Source organism: Rhodococcus olei, assembly GCF_039540555.1.
GTDB classification, from domain to species: Bacteria; Actinomycetota; Actinomycetes; order Mycobacteriales; family Mycobacteriaceae; genus Rhodococcus_G; species Rhodococcus_G olei.
On sequence record NZ_BAABFB010000070.1, the window covers coordinates 62,017 to 78,801 of the forward strand.

At 68.7% G+C, this 16,785-nt stretch carries 16 protein-coding genes and 1 riboswitch; of the genes, 3 read left to right on the plus strand and 13 right to left on the minus strand.

What is annotated here, in order from left to right; translation table 11 throughout:
- Positions 1–121: 121 nt before the first annotated feature.
- Complete coding sequence (gene glyA / locus ABD951_RS23745) at positions 122–1,435, minus strand: serine hydroxymethyltransferase (protein WP_345351237.1); 1,314 nt, start codon at positions 1,433–1,435, stop codon at positions 122–124.
- Positions 1,436–1,631: 196 nt separating this feature from the next.
- Between glyA and ABD951_RS23750 the strand changes: the two genes are divergently transcribed.
- Entirely contained in the window at positions 1,632–2,090 is a 459-nt protein-coding gene (locus ABD951_RS23750; RefSeq protein WP_345351240.1) for a nuclear transport factor 2 family protein, read from the plus strand.
- On the opposite strand, the gene ABD951_RS23755 is transcribed toward ABD951_RS23750, so the two are convergent.
- Positions 2,076–2,438 carry a hypothetical protein gene (locus ABD951_RS23755; protein WP_345351243.1) on the minus strand — a complete coding sequence of 121 codons (363 nt, stop codon included), beginning with the start codon at positions 2,436–2,438 and terminating at the stop codon, positions 2,076–2,078. The genes ABD951_RS23750 and ABD951_RS23755 overlap by 15 nt on opposite strands.
- A 39-nt stretch (positions 2,439–2,477) precedes the next feature.
- Positions 2,478–2,587: riboswitch (SAM riboswitch) on the minus strand.
- A gap of 29 nt (positions 2,588–2,616) precedes the next feature.
- Complete coding sequence (locus tag ABD951_RS23760; RefSeq protein ID WP_345351246.1) at positions 2,617–3,846, minus strand: DUF885 domain-containing protein; 1,230 nt, start codon at positions 3,844–3,846, stop codon at positions 2,617–2,619.
- A 91-nt stretch (positions 3,847–3,937) separates the two neighbouring features.
- Here ABD951_RS23760 and coaA point away from each other — a divergent pair, with 91 nt between their 5' ends.
- The gene (gene coaA / locus ABD951_RS23765) at positions 3,938–4,870 is read left to right on the plus strand and encodes a type I pantothenate kinase (RefSeq protein ID WP_345351249.1); all 933 of its coding nucleotides are present in this window, start codon (positions 3,938–3,940) and stop codon (positions 4,868–4,870) included.
- Here coaA and ABD951_RS23770 read toward each other — a convergent pair.
- From ABD951_RS23770 to ABD951_RS23780, 3 genes are all read right to left on the minus strand, one after another.
- Positions 4,842–6,176: a flavin-containing monooxygenase gene (locus tag ABD951_RS23770; RefSeq protein ID WP_345351252.1), complete on the minus strand. Its 1,335-nt coding sequence runs from the start codon at positions 6,174–6,176 to the stop codon at positions 4,842–4,844. The two genes, coaA and ABD951_RS23770, sit on opposite strands and share 29 nt — an antisense overlap.
- Before the next feature lie 103 nt (positions 6,177–6,279).
- On the minus strand, positions 6,280–7,047 hold the full coding sequence (locus tag ABD951_RS23775) for an isoprenyl transferase (protein WP_345351255.1): 768 nt from the start codon (positions 7,045–7,047) through the stop codon (positions 6,280–6,282).
- Positions 7,048–7,102: 55 nt separating this feature from the next.
- Positions 7,103–7,579: a LysR substrate-binding domain-containing protein gene (locus ABD951_RS23780; RefSeq protein ID WP_345351258.1), complete on the minus strand. Its 477-nt coding sequence runs from the start codon at positions 7,577–7,579 to the stop codon at positions 7,103–7,105.
- A 217-nt stretch (positions 7,580–7,796) separates the two neighbouring features.
- Between ABD951_RS23780 and ABD951_RS23785 the strand changes: the two genes are divergently transcribed.
- Positions 7,797–8,798 (plus strand): YeiH family protein, encoded by a 1,002-nt coding sequence (locus tag ABD951_RS23785; protein ID WP_345351261.1) that lies wholly within the window; start codon positions 7,797–7,799, stop codon positions 8,796–8,798.
- A 511-nt stretch (positions 8,799–9,309) separates the two neighbouring features.
- Here the strand turns inward: ABD951_RS23785 and ABD951_RS23790 are convergent.
- The 7 genes from ABD951_RS23790 to ABD951_RS23820 form a co-directional block, all read right to left on the minus strand.
- A complete protein-coding gene (locus ABD951_RS23790; protein WP_345351264.1) occupies positions 9,310–10,260 on the minus strand; it encodes an ABC transporter substrate-binding protein in 951 nt (316 codons plus the stop codon).
- Positions 10,261–10,343: 83 nt separating this feature from the next.
- Positions 10,344–11,156 (minus strand): ABC transporter ATP-binding protein, encoded by an 813-nt coding sequence (locus tag ABD951_RS23795; protein ID WP_345351267.1) that lies wholly within the window; start codon positions 11,154–11,156, stop codon positions 10,344–10,346.
- Between the two features lie 41 nt (positions 11,157–11,197).
- The gene (locus ABD951_RS23800; RefSeq protein WP_345351270.1) at positions 11,198–11,968 is read right to left on the minus strand and encodes an ABC transporter permease; all 771 of its coding nucleotides are present in this window, start codon (positions 11,966–11,968) and stop codon (positions 11,198–11,200) included.
- A gap of 201 nt (positions 11,969–12,169) precedes the next feature.
- Positions 12,170–12,964 (minus strand): TauD/TfdA dioxygenase family protein, encoded by a 795-nt coding sequence (locus ABD951_RS23805; RefSeq protein ID WP_345351273.1) that lies wholly within the window; start codon positions 12,962–12,964, stop codon positions 12,170–12,172.
- Between the two features lie 436 nt (positions 12,965–13,400).
- A complete protein-coding gene (locus tag ABD951_RS23810) occupies positions 13,401–14,801 on the minus strand; it encodes an MFS transporter (protein WP_425569936.1) in 1,401 nt (466 codons plus the stop codon).
- A gap of 293 nt (positions 14,802–15,094) precedes the next feature.
- A complete protein-coding gene (locus ABD951_RS23815) occupies positions 15,095–15,880 on the minus strand; it encodes a GntR family transcriptional regulator (protein ID WP_345351276.1) in 786 nt (261 codons plus the stop codon).
- A 118-nt stretch (positions 15,881–15,998) separates the two neighbouring features.
- The coding region (locus ABD951_RS23820; RefSeq protein ID WP_345344639.1) for an NAD(P)(+) transhydrogenase (Re/Si-specific) subunit beta at positions 15,999–16,785 on the minus strand (787 nt) is incomplete at its 5' end.

Genomic DNA, 16,785 nt, shown 5'->3' on the forward strand with positions numbered 1-16,785 from the left:
GCGATCGACACGGTGAACGTTGCGTAAACCCCACCCCGTCCGGCGCGACGGCTCCGTGACCTCCGTGTCGACGACGAACGGCCCGCAACCCCAAGGGGTGCGGGCCGTTCGGGCGTCGGAACTAGATGTTCTTGGAGAGCAGACCCCAGTCCTCGAGACCGTCGTAGAGCGGGAAGTCGAGGGCCAGCTTGGACACCCGGGCGCGCAGGGCCGGGACGTCGGCACCGTGCCCCTGGGCCAGTGCGGTGGCGATGATGTCGGAGACCTCCGCGAACTCGGCGTCACCGAACCCGCGGGTGGCCAGGGCGGGGGTGCCGATGCGCAGGCCGGACGGGTTCATCGGCGGGCGCGGGTCGAACGGGACGGCGTTGCGGTTGACCGTGATGCCGATCTCGTGCAGCAGGTCCTCGCCCTGCTGCCCGTCGAGCTCGGAGTTGCGCAGGTCCACGAGCACCAGGTGCACGTCGGTGCCGCCGGTGAGCACGGAGATGCCGTTGCCCGCGACGTCGGAGCCGGACAGGCGATCGGCGAGGATCTTCGCGCCGGCGAGGGTGCGCTCCTGCCGGTTCTTGAACTCCTCGGTGCCTGCGATCTTCATCGCGACGGCCTTCGCGGCGATCGCGTGCATCAGCGGTCCGCCCTGCTGTCCCGGGAACACCGCGGAGTTGAGCTTCTTCGCCCACTCCTGCTTGGCCAGGATCATGCCGGAGCGGGGGCCGCCGAGGGTCTTGTGGACGGTGGTGGAGACGACGTCGGCGTGCGGCACCGGCGAGGGGTGCAGTCCGGCGGCGACCAGGCCGGCGAAGTGCGCCATGTCGACCCACAGCTTCGCGTCGATCTCGTCGGCGATCGACCGGAACGCGGCGAAGTCGAGGTGCCGCGGGTACGCGGACCAGCCGGCGATCAGGACCTGGGGGCGCTCGGCGAGCGCGATCTCGCGGACCTTGTCCATGTCGACGACGTGGGTGTCCTCGCGGACGCCGTACGACGCGACCTGGTACAGCTTGCCGGAGAAGTTCAGCTTCATGCCGTGCGTGAGGTGCCCGCCGTGCGCGAGGTCCATGCCGAGCAGCTTCTCGCCCGGGCTCATCAGTGCCATCAGCACCGCGGCGTTGGCCTGCGCACCGGCGTGCGGCTGCACGTTCGCGAACTCGGCGCCGAAGACCGCCTTGGCCCGCTCGCGGGCGAGGTTCTCGACGACGTCGACGTGCTCGCACCCGCCGTAGTAGCGGCGGCCCGGGTAGCCCTCGGCGTACTTGTTGGTCAGCACGCTGCCCTGGGCCTGGAGGACGGCCCGCGGCACGAAGTTCTCGGAGGCGATCATCTCCAGGGTGTCGCGCTGACGGGCCAGCTCGCCGTTCATCGCCGCGGCGACCTCGGGGTCGAGTTCGGCGAGCGAAGCGTTGTTCACGTCGGTGCGGGGCACAGCGGTCATCAGAGGGATCTCCAAGCGGAAGGCCGGGCAGGGGCAGCCCTCATTCTAAGGCCAGGTCACCCGCACCCCACCGGCGGATCCGCGTACGCGGCCCGCATCCGCGTCCCGATCGGCGGGATCGCGGTACCACCCGGCCGCCGCGCTCGGGTTCGCTGTTCCCACCCACCCCTTCCACACCGACCCCAGGGAGCCAGCGATGACACTCGACGACCTGCTCGCCGAACGCGAGATCACCCGCGCGCTGACGCGGATCGCGCGCGCGATGGACGACCGCGACTGGGCCGCCCTCGACGACCTCGTCCTCGCGGACGCGACCGCGGACCTCGGCACCGGGGAGCTGCGGGACCGCGCCGAGTTGGTCACGACGATCCGGGCGTTCCTCGACGAGTGCGGCCCGACGCAGCACCTGCTCGGCAACGTCCTCGTGGACGTCGACGGGGACACCGCCACCAGCCGCGCCTACGTCAGCGACCTGCACGTCGGGAGTGGCGACCGCGCCGACCTCACGTTCCGGACCCTCGGCGACTACCACGACACCTGGGTGCGCCACGGCGACGCCTGGCGGCTGGCCCGGCGCGTCAAACACAACCGCGGACATGTCGGCTCCTTCGCCGCACTCGGACCCGGCCCGGCGGGCTGGTCACCGCGCGACTGACCCCACGCCGCAGGCGGCGGCATCGGCAGGGTCGGCGAGGTTGAACAGGTGACTGCGGCCGGGCCCGGACGGCACCGCGAGCGCGTGCCACCGCGGCCGCCACCGGGCGAAACCCCCGGTGCGCCGCAGCGCCGCCGCCAACCGGCGCGTGTCGTGGTGCCAGCGCACCACCACCTCGTCGGGCCACTCCAGTCGGATCAGGCCGTCGGACTGCACCACGGCGAGGACGTCGACGGAGTCGTCGTCCTCCCCGCTCCGGCGGGCGTGGACGAAGTGCACCTGGTGTCCCGGCCCGTAGCGGGTGCACCGGTCGTCGGCAGCCGGAATGTCGTGGGACGGGTGGGCCATGTGAATCTCCCGAGTTCCTCGGGCCGCCCGGGAACCCCGGGGGCGCTCGTGCCGACACCGGTTGGGGCCAGCCGCTTCGTCACCCGAGCCACCCGCGAGCGTGGGGTTGGCGGCCGTCCAGTCGGGGCTTGGCGACGGCACTCGTGAAGCGGCCCCAGTGTAGTCGACGAAACCCGGGTCAGCGCAATGCGGACGGGATCAGCGGTTCGTCGAGCAGCCGCCGGAACAGCTCCGAGCGCTCGTCCGCGTCGCCGGCGCGGTCGAGCCAGGATCCGAGCAGCCGGTAGCCCTCCACGTAGGTCGAGGTGTACGCCCGCCACAGCGACGACGACAGGAACCGCAGCGACTGCCGCGCCCGCTCCGGGGAGGCGAGCGTCCAGGTCTGCAGGAATTCCGCGACCTCGTCGTGCGAGCGCCCCCGGTCGTGCAGCAGCAGTGCCGCGTCCTGCCGCACCCCGAGCAGCTTCGCGGACGCGTTCGACAGCGCCTCCGCCCGCTCGCCGTCGAACCGCAGCCCGAGGTCGGCGTAGATCTCCTGCGCCCACTTCCCCCAGCCCTGCCCTCGGGTCGCTCCGCCGGCTCCGCTCCCGTGCCCGACGATCGCACCCAGCGCAAGGTCCGCGAGCCCCTCCGCCATCAGGCACTGCGGGGTGTTGACCAGGAAGAGGGTGTGCTCGATCTGGCCGGCGTCGACCAGGCCGGCTTCCTTGCGGCAGTGCTCGGTGTGGTGTCCCGGGTACGCCTCGTGCGCGATCAGATGTGGCAGATTCGCCATGTGCTGCTTGAGGTCCGAGTTGATCGCGACCTTCGACCGGTAGTCGCCGAGGTAGTAGTTGAAGCCCGACCACGGCTTGTCGCCGACGACCTCGTATTCGACGCGCTCGGTCTCGGGCAGCGGGTAGCGGGCCCGCACCAGGTCGCGCAGGGCCGACGAGAACGCCTCGACGCACTCCGCGAGCCGCTCCGGCGGGATCTCGTCGGCCGCCCGGTGCGCCTGCAGCCGCTCGGCCAGCGGGCGGCTTCCGTCGCCGGCGAGCACCTCGTCCATGGCGCGGTGCGCGTCCCGGTAGTCGTCGACGCTGCCGGGTTCGATGCGGACGTCGAAGTACGCGTGGACCTCGTCGACGAATCCGATCTCCTCGCCGGCGAATTTGCGCGCCGAACACTCCAACGCCCGCAGGTGCACGCCCAGGAATTCGGCTCGCGCGGCAGGCAGGTCGACGTTCGGCAGTTCGGCCCGCAGCCGGGCGGCCCGGCGAGCCAGGTCCCGGGGCTGCGGCGCCGGGGCGTCCGCCACCTGACGACGCAGGTCCGGGTCGCCGGTGAACGCGTCGACGAATCCCTCCTCGACGCGATCGAAACCGAGCCCGAGCAGCAGATACTCGCGTACGAAGGTGGCAGCGTCCATACCGGTGAACACTAGTGCCCGGACCCGCCGCAGCGCCCGGGCGTGGGGGCGCGCACAATTCCCCTATGCAGATCGAGTCCGGGACGCGCGCATGGCGAGGGTGAGCGAGACCAGCCCATACGTCGAATTCGACCGGAAGCAGTGGCGGACACTGCGCAAGTCGACACCGCTCGTGCTGACCGAGGAAGAGCTGCAGGGCATGCGCGGCCTCGGTGAGCAGATCGACCTGGACGAGGTCGCGGAGGTGTACCTGCCGCTCTCACGTCTGATCCACCTGCAGGTCGCCGCCCGGCAGCGGTTGTTCGCCGCGACGGCGACGTTCCTCGGCGACAAGCACCCGGACCGCCAGGTGCCGTTCGTGATCGGTGTGGCCGGGTCGGTCGCGGTGGGCAAGTCCACGACGGCCCGCGTCCTGCAGGCGCTGCTGGCCCGATGGGACCATCACCCCCGGGTCGACCTGGTGACCACCGACGGGTTCCTGTACCCGACGGCGGAACTGACCCGGCGCGGCATCATGCATCGCAAGGGCTTCCCCGAGAGCTACGACCGCCGCAAGCTGCTCCGCTTCGTGACCGAGGTCAAGTCGGGCGCGGAAGAGGTTGCGGCGCCCGTGTATTCACACCGCTCGTACGACATCGTGCCGGGCCAGTACCACCTGATCCGCCAGCCCGACATCCTGATCATCGAGGGCCTGAACGTCCTGCAGACCGGTCCCCGGTTGATGGTGTCGGACCTGTTCGACTTCTCGATCTACGTGGACGCCCGGATCGAGGACATCGAACGCTGGTACATCAAGCGGTTCCTGACGCTGCGCAAGACGGCGTTCGCAGATCCGGCCGCGCACTTCCACCACTACGCGAACCTGTCCGACGAGCACGCGACGATCGCGGCCGAGGACATCTGGAACTCGATCAACCGGCCGAACCTGGTGGAGAACATCCTGCCGACGCGGCCCCGCGCGACGCTGGTGCTGCGCAAGGACGCCGATCACTCCATCAACCGGCTGCGACTGCGGAAGCTGTGACCCGCTTGCGGCCCGCCTCCATCTCCCGGTTCAGGTCGCGAACGTACCGCGCGAAGTCCACCTGGATGGTGTGCCGCGGCGTCTGGTAGTACTGCGCGAGGCTGGCCGCATCGTCGGCGGCGATGATCCGCCGCATCTCGTCGGGTTCCGGCAATGCGTATGTGCCGGCGAGGATTCCGGCGACGAGCTTGCTCTGCTGTTCGGCGAGGTTGACGATCGTCGGGGACGCCTGTGCCAGTCCCATGAAGAAGAGGTTGTCGTCCCCGGGTCGGACGATCCGCTTGAACAGCGGGAACCGGTGCTGCGCATCGGGTTGCAGCTGCGGATCGTCGAAGAACGGGAAGCTCATCTTGTACCCGGTGGCGCAGACGATGACGTCGGCGGGGATCCGGCGACCGTCGACGAGGCGGAGGTGATCGCCGTCGAGCGATTCGATCGCCGGCACGCAGGTCAGGTCGCCGGAACCGGCCTTGGCCAGGAAGTCGATGCTCACCGACGGGTGCGCGCCGAGCGGCTCGTGGTCGGGGGCGGGCAGGCCGTAGTCCTCCATCCGCCCGAGCGACTTCCGGATCTTCTTGCGGGCGATGGCCAGCCCGAGCTTGCGGGGCATCCACGGCGGCATCATCATCTTGTCGGCCGGCTTGCCCTCCCGGTACTTGCTGAGCACCCACACACCGCGGCGCGCGGACACCCACACGTGCCGGGCGACGGAACGGTGCGAGAGCTCGGACGCGATGTCGAGCGCGGAGTTCCCCATGCCGACGACGACGACGTTCTTGCCGCGCATGGCGACCGGCTCGTACTGGTTGCGGTAGTCGTGGCTGTGCAGGACGGTGCCGTCGAACGATCCGGGGTACTCCGGCATCCGGGGATCCCAGTGGTGGCCGTTCGCGACGACGAGTGCGTCGTACGAGCGGGTTTCGCCGTTCGAGAGGGTGACGTCCCAGGTCCCGTCGGCCGCGCGGCGGGCCGCGTCGACGCGGGTGTTGAACGTGATCGTCTCGCGCAGCCCGAAATGGTCGACGTAGTCCCGGAAGTAGCCGTGCATCAGGGTGTGGTGCGGGAAGTGCGGCCAGTCCGCGGGCACCGGGAAGTCCTCGAACTGGAGGCGAGTCGACGACGTGTCGATGTGCAGGCTCTCGTAGCACGCGGAGCGGCCGGTGGGGTTCTTGTAATACCAGTTGCCGCCGACGTCGTCGGACTCCTCGAAGCAGTCGTACGCGATGCCGTGGTCACGCAGCCGCTTGGCGGTGGTGAAGCCGGAGCAGCCGGCACCGATGATGCACACGGTGGGTGTTGACGCCATGAGTTCCCTCCGACCCCGAGGCGATGTGATGCGCGCCATACAATCCCACTCGCTGACACACTGTCAAGCGAAACGCGGGAATTCGGTTCGGACGGGTCCGCGTTCAGGCCCCGAAGCGACGGTGCCGCGCCGCGTAGTCGCGCAACGCACGCAGGAAGTCGACGCGCCGGAACTCCGGCCAGTAGGCCTCGGTGAACCAGATCTCCGAGTAGGCGCTCTGCCACAGCAGGAACCCCGACAGCCGCTGCTCCCCGGACGTCCGGATCACCAGGTCCGGATCCGGCTGGCCCGAGGTGTAGAGGTGGCCGTCGATGCCCTCGATGGTGATCGCGTCGACGAGTTCCGGACCGGTGAGCCCCTCGGCGAGCTTCTGCCCGAGCAGTGAGCGCACCGCGTCGGTGATCTCCTGCCGACCTCCGTAGCCGACGGCGACGTTGACGTGGGTGCCGGTGCGCCCCGCGGTGCGGTCGGCGGCCTCACGCAGCCGACGCGCCGAGTCCTCGGGCAGCAGTTCGAGAGTGCCGACGATCTTGACGGACCAGTTCTGGTCCGGACCGGAGATCTCCTCGACGACGTCGGTGATGATCTCGATCAGCGTGTCGAGCTCCTCGGGGTCCCGGCGCAGGTTCTCGGTCGAGAGCAGGTAGATGGTGGCCATCTCGATGCCGGTCTCGTCGCACCAGCGCAGCAGTTCCGCGATCTTCAGGGCACCCATCCGGTGACCGTGTGCAACGTCGGTGAAGCCGTTCTCCCGCGCCCAGCGGCGGTTGCCGTCGCACATGACGGCGACATGCCGGGGTCGCTGCATCCCGTCGAGCTGCCGGGCCAGGCGGCGCTCGTAGATGTTGTACAGCAGGTTCGAGGCCTTCACCTGGACATCACCCGCGTCATCTCCGCCGAGTTCCCGAGCACCACGGGAGCCCACATTACGCCGGGTCCGCGAGCGGACGACGGGCAGCGGTGCGATCCGATCGCGGGTGCCGGGACGTTCGCGCCGCGACGGCCAGGATGTCCCCGGCCGGACCCCGCCAGCGGGTGCCCGGTCGCCAGACGGCGTGCAGCGACCGCGTCAGGTCCAGGTCGGCCAGCGGCAGTTCGACCAGGCGCCCGTCGTGCAGTTCCTGTCGGACGGCCAACTCACTCAGCACCGCCGCGTACTCCCCCGCCTCGACCACCACCTTGACCGCAGCGTTCGAGTACAGCTCGAGCGCAGGCTCGTCCATCGGCTCTCCGACCGCGCGTTGCAGCGTCTCCCGCGTGCCGGACCCGCCCTCCCGGGACGCGAGGGGCAGTGCGGCCAGTTCCCGCCGGGACACCGGCCTGCGACGGCGGGCCAACCGGTGTTCGGGGGACACCACCAGCACGAGCCGATCCTGAGCCACCGGACGGACACTTTCGTACATCGGATCCTCCTGACGAGAAGACATGTCATAGCGGTTCGTTATGGACCTGCACGAGATCGAGGGCTACCGGCGGACGCGAAACGGATCGAGGGTGGACCTCATGTACCGAAACGTCACTCGCCCAGCAGATTCCGCAGACCTCGCCGAGGTCGCCGGCGCGACCCCCATTCCGTGGTGGAGGACCGCGTGGGTCGGGTTATCCCTGCGCGCACCAGGTTTGACGCTCGCGTTCGTGATCGCCGCGGTCGCGACCGTCTTCGGCAAGGTGTTCCCGGTGATCGGCGGCCCGGTGACGGGCATCGTCACCGGCGTCGTCGTCGCGACCGTGTTCAAGCCGGGCCCCCGCTTCAAACCCGGCATCAAGACCGGGAGCAAGTTCCTCCTGCAGGTCTCGGTCGTGATCCTCGGCACCCAGTTGTCCCTGATGCAGGTCGTGCGAGTCGGTGTCGATTCGCTGCCGGTGATGCTCGGCACGCTGGCCGTCTGCCTCGTCTCCGCCTACCTCATCGGTCGATGTCTGGGGATCGTCGGTGACCTGCGCACCCTGATCGGTGTCGGGACCGGCATCTGCGGGGCCTCCGCGATCGCCGCCGTGACCCCGGTCATCGGCGCCGCGGAAGTCGCGGTCACCTATGCCGTGTCGACCGTCTTCCTGTTCAACATCGCTGCGGTGCTCACGTTCCCGATGATCGGGCATGCGCTGGGGATGAGCGAGCACGCGTTCGGGCTCTTCGCCGGTACCGCGGTGAACGACATGTCCTCGGTCGTCGCGGCATCCACGACGTTCGGGCCGACCGCCGCGAACTACGCCGTCGTCGTCAAGCTCACCCGCACCCTGCTGATCATCCCGATCTGCCTCGGTCTCGCCGCGCTCGTCTCGCGGCGGGCACGCCACTGCGAGCGCGTCGTGGACGGCGCCGCCGAGGCCGCGGATCCGGCCTCGCGCATCCGGATCCACCGCCTGGTTCCGTGGTTCCTCGTCGGATTCCTGGTCCTCGCGGCGGCGAACACCGCAGGACTGGTTCCGGCCGCGTCGCACCACGCTCTCGCCGAGGTCTCGGTCTTCCTGATCACGGTGGCGCTCTCCGCCGTCGGGTTGTCCACCGATCTGCCGGGCCTGCGCCGGACCGGACCGCGGCCGCTGATCCTCGGCGCCGCCCTCTGGGTGATCGTCACGCTGTCCTCGATCGGGCTCATGGCCGTGACGGGCGTGCGGTAGTCCGCCCGCAGCGGGTGGACACCGTCCCCGACCCGCGTGCCGGCAACCCGCCTTCGACCGGTCCCCCCGAGCGAGCCGTACCCCTGTCGCGTCCCGTCCGCACCGCGGACGGGACGCGTCGGCGTGCGGACGTCGCCGCGCGACAAGGCCCGGCGCGGTGGACACGGTCCGGCCGTGCACCCGCCGAGCCGTCGCCTGCCGGCGGCGCCGGCTCACCGTCTCCGGTCTCGCGGCACCGCGCCACCGCGACCGTCGGACCATCGAATCCGGGGTGGTGTCCATCGTGAATCTCCCTGTCGTGGTGGCGCCCTCACCGGGCGGGGCCGAACGACCGCGGCGCACGGTGCGGCGCCGGCGTTCCGTGTGAGGCTCGTCGCAGTGGTCGGCATCGTCACGCGAGGCCGCGCCCGACGAAGGCGGGGTGGACCGGGCCTGCCGCCCGATCCACCCCGCCGGTCGTTCCCTCGCACGGGTGGGCCGGGGCGTCACCTGCCCCGACCCACCCGACCCGTCAGTGCCCGCAGTCGGCCAGCACGTTCCGGTCGAACGGAAGGTTCTTGCCCGGACCGAGAACCCAGTCCACGTTCGCCGTCCACTGCGTCGCGTCCATCCCGCTTCCCCACGACGTGTGGGTCCGGTCCCAGATCTTCGCCGCGCTGGCGACCGGGATCTGGAGGAACGTGGCAAGGGACTGGGTGGCGGCGTCGCGGTTGACGCCGTCGGCCAGCCACGCCGAGGCCCGGTTCATCGCCGTACAGAATCCGGTGAGCACCTGGGGCTGCCCCTGCTGGAAGTCCCGAGTCGTCGTCCAGAACGTCTGCAGACCGTAGTCACCCAGCGGTCCCGCGGTACCACTGCGCGGATTAGCCAGCTCCCGCAATGGAATACCGTGATCCTGCATCGTAACGACGGTGGACGTCGCGCCGACCGTGGCATCGACCTTCCCGGCGCGCACCGCCGGTTCCATCGTCGCGCCGGCACCCACCGCGACATATGTCACGCTGTCCGGGTCGACGCCGTTCCCCGCGAGCACGGTGCGAGCGAACCTCTCCGCGGCACTCCCCCGCGCTGCGACACCGATCTGCTTGCCCTGCAGGGACTTGACGTCGGTGATGCCGCTGCTCTCCGGTGTCACGAGGACCATGTCGATGCGCCCGAACGGGGGTATGGCGACGAGCGACTGCCCCTGATCCATCGCGGCCATGGCGTTCTCGGGGGTACCGATCGCGATCTGCGTGGACTTTCCGATCAGTGCCGCCGTGAGCTGGGGACCCGACGTCGCGTTGACGGTCTCGACCTCGAGACCGGCATCGTGGAAGAAGCCCTGTTCCTGGGCGATCGTGTAGGGGAAGGACAGCGAGTTGGCGGCCATGCTGCCGATGGCCACCTTGGTCAGGCCGTCCGCGGTCTGCGTGGTTGCGCCGCCCGACCCGCAGGCCGTCGCGGTGGTCAGCAGGGCCACGGCCCCCAGAATCTTAGCGGCAGTGTACTTGTCGAACATGTGCGATTTCTCCTGCAAGTAGGTGGATCTCGTGCGACGGGAGGTCAGTGCAGCCGCTGACGCAGGCGCTCGTGGATCGCCTGGTACTGCGCGTCACCGGTGATGGTGGCGAGGTCTCTGGGCCGGGAGATGTCCACTCGGACGTCGTCGAGGACCCTGCCCTCGCCCATCAGAACGATCCGGTCGGCCAGTGCGACCGCCTCACCGAGATCGTGGGTGACGAAGAGGACGGTGCGGTGTTCCTCCCGCTGCCACAGGTCGAGGAACTCCCGCTGCACCGAGGTGCGGGTGTTGACGTCCAGGGCCGCGAACGGCTCGTCCATCAGCAGCACATCCGGATTCAGGGCCCAGGTGCGGGCGAGTGCCACACGCTGTCGCATACCCTGGGACAGCTGCCAGGGCCACAGCTGTTCGGAGTCCCCGAGGTGAACCGCCTTCAGCCAGCGACGCGCCACCTCCCTCCGCTCGGATCGCCGCATACCCCGCAGCTCCAGCCCGTACTCGACGTTGCGCAGCGCGGTCCGCCACGGCATCAGGGCGTCGCGAGCGAGCATGAAACCCAGGTGCGAACGGGCCGATCGGGGCCTTTTGCCCATCACCGACACCGACCCGACGGCGGGTTCGACCAGACCCGCCACCATGTTCAGCAGCGTCGTCTTGCCGCACCCACTTCGGCCCACGATCGCCGTGAACTCACCGGCCGGGATCCGCAGGTCCACCCCCGACAGCACTGTCCGCGTGCCACCCCGAGGATCGGGGAAGTTCACCGTCACACCGTCGAACACGATGGCGTCCCCGACTGGCGACGACGATGCGCCGGCGGCCACCGCGTGGCGTGCAGTAGAAGTAATGGTCATCTCGTCTGCTCCAGACTGTTCTGTTCCACGGATCGATTCGGTCATTGGTCCACCGGCGGCTGCCACCGCAGCAGCCGACGCTCGGCAAGGCCCATCAGCTGGTTCAGCACTACAGCGATCACCGCGAGAAGCAGCAGAATTGCGTACACGGCTTCCATCTGGAAGGTCGCCGAGTACGTGGCGACCAGCTGCCCCAGTCCATTTCGTGCGGAGATCAGCTCGGAGCCGACGACACCGAGCAGGGAGTAGATCAACCCCAGCCGCAGCGCCGCGAAGATCGCAGGTGTGGCGACCGGGAAGAGGACCTTGAGGAAGATCTGGTACTTGTTGGCGCCCAGTACCGTGGACAAGCGCAGCCACTCGGCATCCGTCGACCGCACGCCGGCGCGGGCGCCCGACATCACGATGAAGAACACGAGCGTCGAGGCCAGCGCCACCTTGGCCGAGGTGTTGATGCCGAAGGCGACGATGAACAGCGGTGCGAGCGCGATCCGCGGCATCGCGTTGGCGGCATCGAGGTACGGGCTCAGCACCCGCTCGACCCCGGGAAGCAATCCCAACGCGAGGCCGACGACGACGCCGACGGCACTGGCGACAACCCAGGCGATGACGACGGCAAACATGGTGTAGCGCATGTTGGTCCACAGTTCCCCGGACTGTGCCGCGGACACGAGGTACTCCCAGGACTGGCCCGGGGTCTTGGCCAGAACGGGGTCGAGCCACTGGCGGGAGGCGGCCAACTGCCACAGCACCAGCCACACGAGGAATACCAGGACCTGCGCGACCCGCACGGTCAGGGTCTGCGTCGACACCCATTTCCGTTTCGGCGGCCGCACCGCCTTACCGGAAGTCGCACTCACGGCCGTCGAGGACTGGTCGATTATCTGCATCTTCTGATTCCAATCGGTTGCACTACAACCGAATTCGTTCTCGGCCATAGCACTGAGGGTCAACAGGTGATCCGGGTGGGTTCCGGAGAGGAGGCGGTGGCAGTTCGGCCGGCCGAGCGGCGCTCAGGCCGGAACCTCACCACGAAGCGTGATCCGGTTGAGGACCCGCTTCTGGTCGCCGTAGTCGTGCACCGCGTAGTGCATGGTGCACCGGTTGTCCCACATCACGAAGTCGCCCTCACGCCAGCTGTGGCGGTAGACGTTGTCCGGAGTCACCGAGTTCCGATAGAGCATGTCCAGCAGAGCTTCGCTCTCCTCCTGCGTCCACCCGTCGACGCAGGCGTTCTCCCGGTGCCCGACGAACAGCGCCTTCCGGCCCGTCTCCGGGTGCGTGCGCACCAACGGGTGCACCGCCGTCGGCGTGTCCTCCTCGGCGACATTCATCATGCGGCCCAGTCGGATTCCGCGGAACCGAACCTTCAACCCGTCCAGCACGTCTCGCAGCGCCGGCGACAGCCGTTCGTAGGCGAGGTACTGGTTCGACCACATCGTGTCGCCGCCGACCGGCGTGGTGACCGCGGACAGCATCGAGACCTTAGGCGGGGCCGCACTGGACGATCCGTCGTAGTGCCACGCCTCGGTGGCGGTGGTCTCCTTCTTGATGTTCGCGAGCTGAACGATCTCGGGATGATTTTCCATCGCATGGAGCATCTCGGTGACCACGGGTTCGCCCCAGAGTCGAGCAAACTCGACCTGCGCCAACGGCTTCACGAACTGATCGCGGAACACCAGGGTGGAGTAGCGGAGAAATGCGCTACGCAGTTCGTCGAGGTCCCGATCCTCGATCGGCTCGTCGAGCCGGATGCCCTCCACGGCCGCGCCGATCGATCCCGTGAGGGGGGTGACACAAAGCTTCATACGAACTCCTCGATGTCGCTGGTCCGTCACCGGCAGATGATCCGGTGAGACCCGGTGTGTGGTGCCGATCACAAGGTAGCAGGAGTCATGATTTATGTCGACAACAATTATTCCGGATGCGACAACCCGGAGTGGCGTCCAAATTCGTTGCAGCTCATACGCACATCACACGCGCCCCCATCGAGACGGGAGGCGCGTGATGTCGAGTCGGCCGCTCACCGACCCGTCTGTCGCAGGCGTTGTTCTCTTCCCGCCGCGACACACCGGCCGCCGAGCCGGCCTCGACACCGGTGGACGTCGATGGTCACCGGATCACCCTTGCGTGCAACATGATTGACACACGCATGGCGATCTCGGCGGCGACCCACGCAGCCGGGAAACCATCCCTGACACCACTCGATCGACGCGACGAGGCCACGCCGTCAGGGATGACCGGTCACCAGCTCGGACCCGCGCCGTTCGTCTGCGCGGCTTCACGCTGCAGGAGGGCCTTGTCCCGCTCGGGATCGGCGAAGACGAGCGCAACGACGGCGGCCACGACGCAGAGCACGCCAAGGATCCGGAAGGCGAGCACATAGCCTTCCGCGGGCATCGCTGCGGCATCGACGATCGCACCGGTGGCGAAGGGCGCGACGAGACCGCCCACGGCCATGAGCGCAAGGAAGACGCCGAGCGTTCCGGCGGTCTGCCGCGGCGGACAGATCGTCGAGATCGCCGAGTTGATCAGCGGGGCGGTCGGTGTCGTGAGCCCGTATCCGATCGAGACGGCAGCCACGGCGAGTGCCGGGGCGCCGATGGCGGGCATGGCGAACAGGAGGATGCCGCCGATGATCACACCTACCGCCGCGATGCCGATCCGGACGGTTCTGGCCGTGGCTCCCCGCGCGAGGAGCCGGTCACTCATGAACGAGGACACCAGCATCATCGGGAGGGAGGCGAGGCTGGGGATCGCGAACATCGCGCCGGCCTGGAGCTGGCTGTAGCCGAGTCCGGTCTGGAAGTACGAGGGCAGCCAGGTGAGGACCACGGTCACCAACGCGTAGACGCATGTGGTGAGGAGCGCGCAGCTGAGGAAGGTGCGGGTGGTGAAGATGCGGATCCAGGGCACGGTCGCCTCGTGTTCGGCCGCAACGACACCGTCTGGCGCACCAGAGCCGTTGCCGGCGCGCGCGGTCCGGGTCCCGTTCCGGTCGGCCGAGATGTACGGTCCCTGACTCCAGGTCGCCAACCACACCGTGCACCAGAGGACACCGACAACCACGAGCGACAGCAGGGCCGCACGCCATCCGTGGGCAACGGTGACCCACGTGAGCACCGGCGCGACGGCGATCTTCGCGATCGACGCCGAGCCCGCGAGCAGGGAACTCGGCAGGGCGCGCTTGGCCGGCGCATGCCAGGAATAGGTGGCGGTGAGTCCCAGCGCGGCGGTGGGGCCTTCCGCGAGGCCCAGGAACATCCGGCTCACGACGAGGACTCCGAACGTCGCCGCGACCGCCAGCGGGACCATCGCCGCCGACCAGCAGAGCGCCAGGACCACCAGCACCCACCGCAGCGACATCCACCTCGCCAAGGCACCCGCACAGAATCCGCCGATGGTGTACGCGACGAAGAACAGGCTGCCGACCAGTCCGATCTGCGCGGAGGTGAGCCCCAGCTCCGCTTTGAGCGGTACGGCGATGATGCCGTAGACCGCCTTGTCGCCCCAGTTGATGGTGGTGAGCAGGACGAGCAGGCCGGTCAAGCCCCACGCCGTACGTCTCGACTCCCCCATGCCTGGCGGCACCGGCGACGGGGCGACGGCGATGCGGGTCGGGGAGTAGTCGCTGGATCGGGTCACGTTGGTCCCTTCCTGACGGACCGAGCGAGCCGAGTCCGGTGTGTGGTGCCGATCACAAGGTAGCAGGGGTGGTGATTTATGTCGACAACACTGCGTCGCGATTCCGAGTCGCCCGGACGAGCCGTCGAACGATGTGACGATCCGCGACGGAGACACCAAATACGTTGCAGCCCATACGCAAATCGAAGATGCCCCCTCGAGACGGGAGACGCCCCGCAGACGCACCAGGGGCCGTGCTCCACCCAGTTCGAGGGTCAGTGCACGGCCCGTGGTGCGGTCGCTGGTGTGCTCACTCAGACGGCGTGCGCTTCGACGTCCTCCTCCGGCGATTCTCCGAGCGCGCGCAGCGCGGCGTCGCGAATGCTCGAGATCCGCTGCCCGGCGAAATCGACCGCACGTTCCGTGTCGTGCGCGAGGATCGCGCCGTGCAATCCGCGCCAACGCTCCGCGTATCGAGGGACCTCAGTGGCGTTCGCCGCCAATCCAACTCGCACATACCGCAGCGCCTGGAGGGACACCGACTGGAGAAGTTCCGCGAGAATGCGATTCGACGAGACCTGGGCGACCGCGCTGTTCAAGACGAACGTCGCGACCGCGTACGCGTCGGGCGATTCGCCGGCCGACCGCAACACCCGAGGCATGTTGCTGTCGAACACGGCCTTCAGATCCGCGTACTGCTCGGTCATTTCGTGACGCAGCAGCATCTCGTAGAGGGTGCTGCGGACGTCGAACAGGTCCCGTACGTCGCTGGCGCGCAGTGGTGTCACGACCGCCCCCCGGCGGGACTGGAAGTGCACCAGCCTGTCGCGCTCGAGAATTCGGAGCGCCTCTCGTACCGGAGCGCGACTGACCTGGAGGACCGCACTGATGTCCTGCTCCAGGAGTCGTTGGCCGGTGTCGACGACGCCGAGTGTGATCACGCCGGCGAGCTTCGCCGCGATCTGCTCGGCCAGCGACGCCGCGACGACGGCCGATCCCCTGTTCCGGAGAACCGACTGCTCCACCGCGACCATCAGCTCGTTCTGCGGAGCCAGCAGTGCTGACAGATCGGGAAGATCCTCGGTCCTGTTCCTGCCCATCTCGCTCCCCTGCACGTCGTCGCCAGCCCTCAGACTAGTCCCCGGGATCACGCCGGTGGCGCGGCTCGGACGAGCGGGTTCCGCCCGCGGAGGCCAGGTCACCCGTGATCCCGGGTTCTCAGAGGGCCTTGAGTTCCTCGGTGACCTCGGAGACCATCTTCTTCGCGTCACCGAACAGCATCGACGTCTGATCCGCCGTGAACAGCGGGTTGTCGATACCCGCATACCCCGACGACATCGACCGCTTGAGCACGATCACCGACTTCGACTGGTCGACATTCAGGATCGGCATGCCGTAGATCGGGCTGGACGAGTCCTGACGCGCGGCCGGGTTGGTGACGTCGTTGGCGCCGATCACGATCGTGACGTCGGTGCGAGAGAACTCGCCGTTGATGTCGTCCATCTCCTTCATCGCGTCGTACTCCACGTCCGCCTCCGCCAGCAGCACGTTCATGTGACCGGGCATCCGGCCGGCGACCGGATGGATCGCGTACTTGACCTCCACCCCCCGCTCCTCGAGCATGCTGGCCATCTCCTTGACCGCGTGCTGCGCCTGCGCGACCGCCAACCCGTAACCCGGCACGACGATCACCTGGTTGGCGTACGCCATCTGGATCGCCGCATCGGAGGCGGAGGTGGCCTTCACGGTGCCACCCGACGCGCTCGCGCCGGCACCGCCGGCGTCACCGCCACCGAACGAGCCGAAGATGATCGCCGGGATGGACCGGTTCATCGCCTTCGCCATCAGGTTCGTCAGGATCGAACCCGACGCGCCGACGATCATGCCCGCCACGATCATCGCCTGGTTGTTCAGCGCCAGACCCGCCGCCGCCGCTGACAGACCCGTCAGCGCGTTGAGCAGCGAGATCACCACGGGCATGTCGGCGCCGCCGATCGGCAGCACC

Excerpts from the sequence above, each read along its gene's own strand:
- ABD951_RS23750 (WP_345351240.1), top strand. The coding sequence starts at position 1,632 with ATGACACTCGACGACCTGCTCGCCGAACGCGAGATCACCCGCGCGCTG.
- ABD951_RS23760 (WP_345351246.1), bottom strand. The coding sequence starts at position 3,846 with ATGGACGCTGCCACCTTCGTACGCGAGTATCTGCTGCTCGGGCTCGGT.
- glyA (WP_345351237.1), bottom strand. The coding sequence starts at position 1,435 with ATGACCGCTGTGCCCCGCACCGACGTGAACAACGCTTCGCTCGCCGAA.
- coaA (WP_345351249.1), top strand. The coding sequence starts at position 3,938 with ATGGCGAGGGTGAGCGAGACCAGCCCATACGTCGAATTCGACCGGAAG.
- ABD951_RS23780 (WP_345351258.1), bottom strand. The coding sequence starts at position 7,579 with ATGTACGAAAGTGTCCGTCCGGTGGCTCAGGATCGGCTCGTGCTGGTG.
- ABD951_RS23755 (WP_345351243.1), bottom strand. The coding sequence starts at position 2,438 with ATGGCCCACCCGTCCCACGACATTCCGGCTGCCGACGACCGGTGCACC.
- ABD951_RS23770 (WP_345351252.1), bottom strand. The coding sequence starts at position 6,176 with ATGGCGTCAACACCCACCGTGTGCATCATCGGTGCCGGCTGCTCCGGC.
- ABD951_RS23795 (WP_345351267.1), bottom strand. The coding sequence starts at position 11,156 with ATGACCATTACTTCTACTGCACGCCACGCGGTGGCCGCCGGCGCATCG.
- ABD951_RS23815 (WP_345351276.1), bottom strand. The coding sequence starts at position 15,880 with ATGGGCAGGAACAGGACCGAGGATCTTCCCGATCTGTCAGCACTGCTG.
- ABD951_RS23805 (WP_345351273.1), bottom strand. The coding sequence starts at position 12,964 with ATGAAGCTTTGTGTCACCCCCCTCACGGGATCGATCGGCGCGGCCGTG.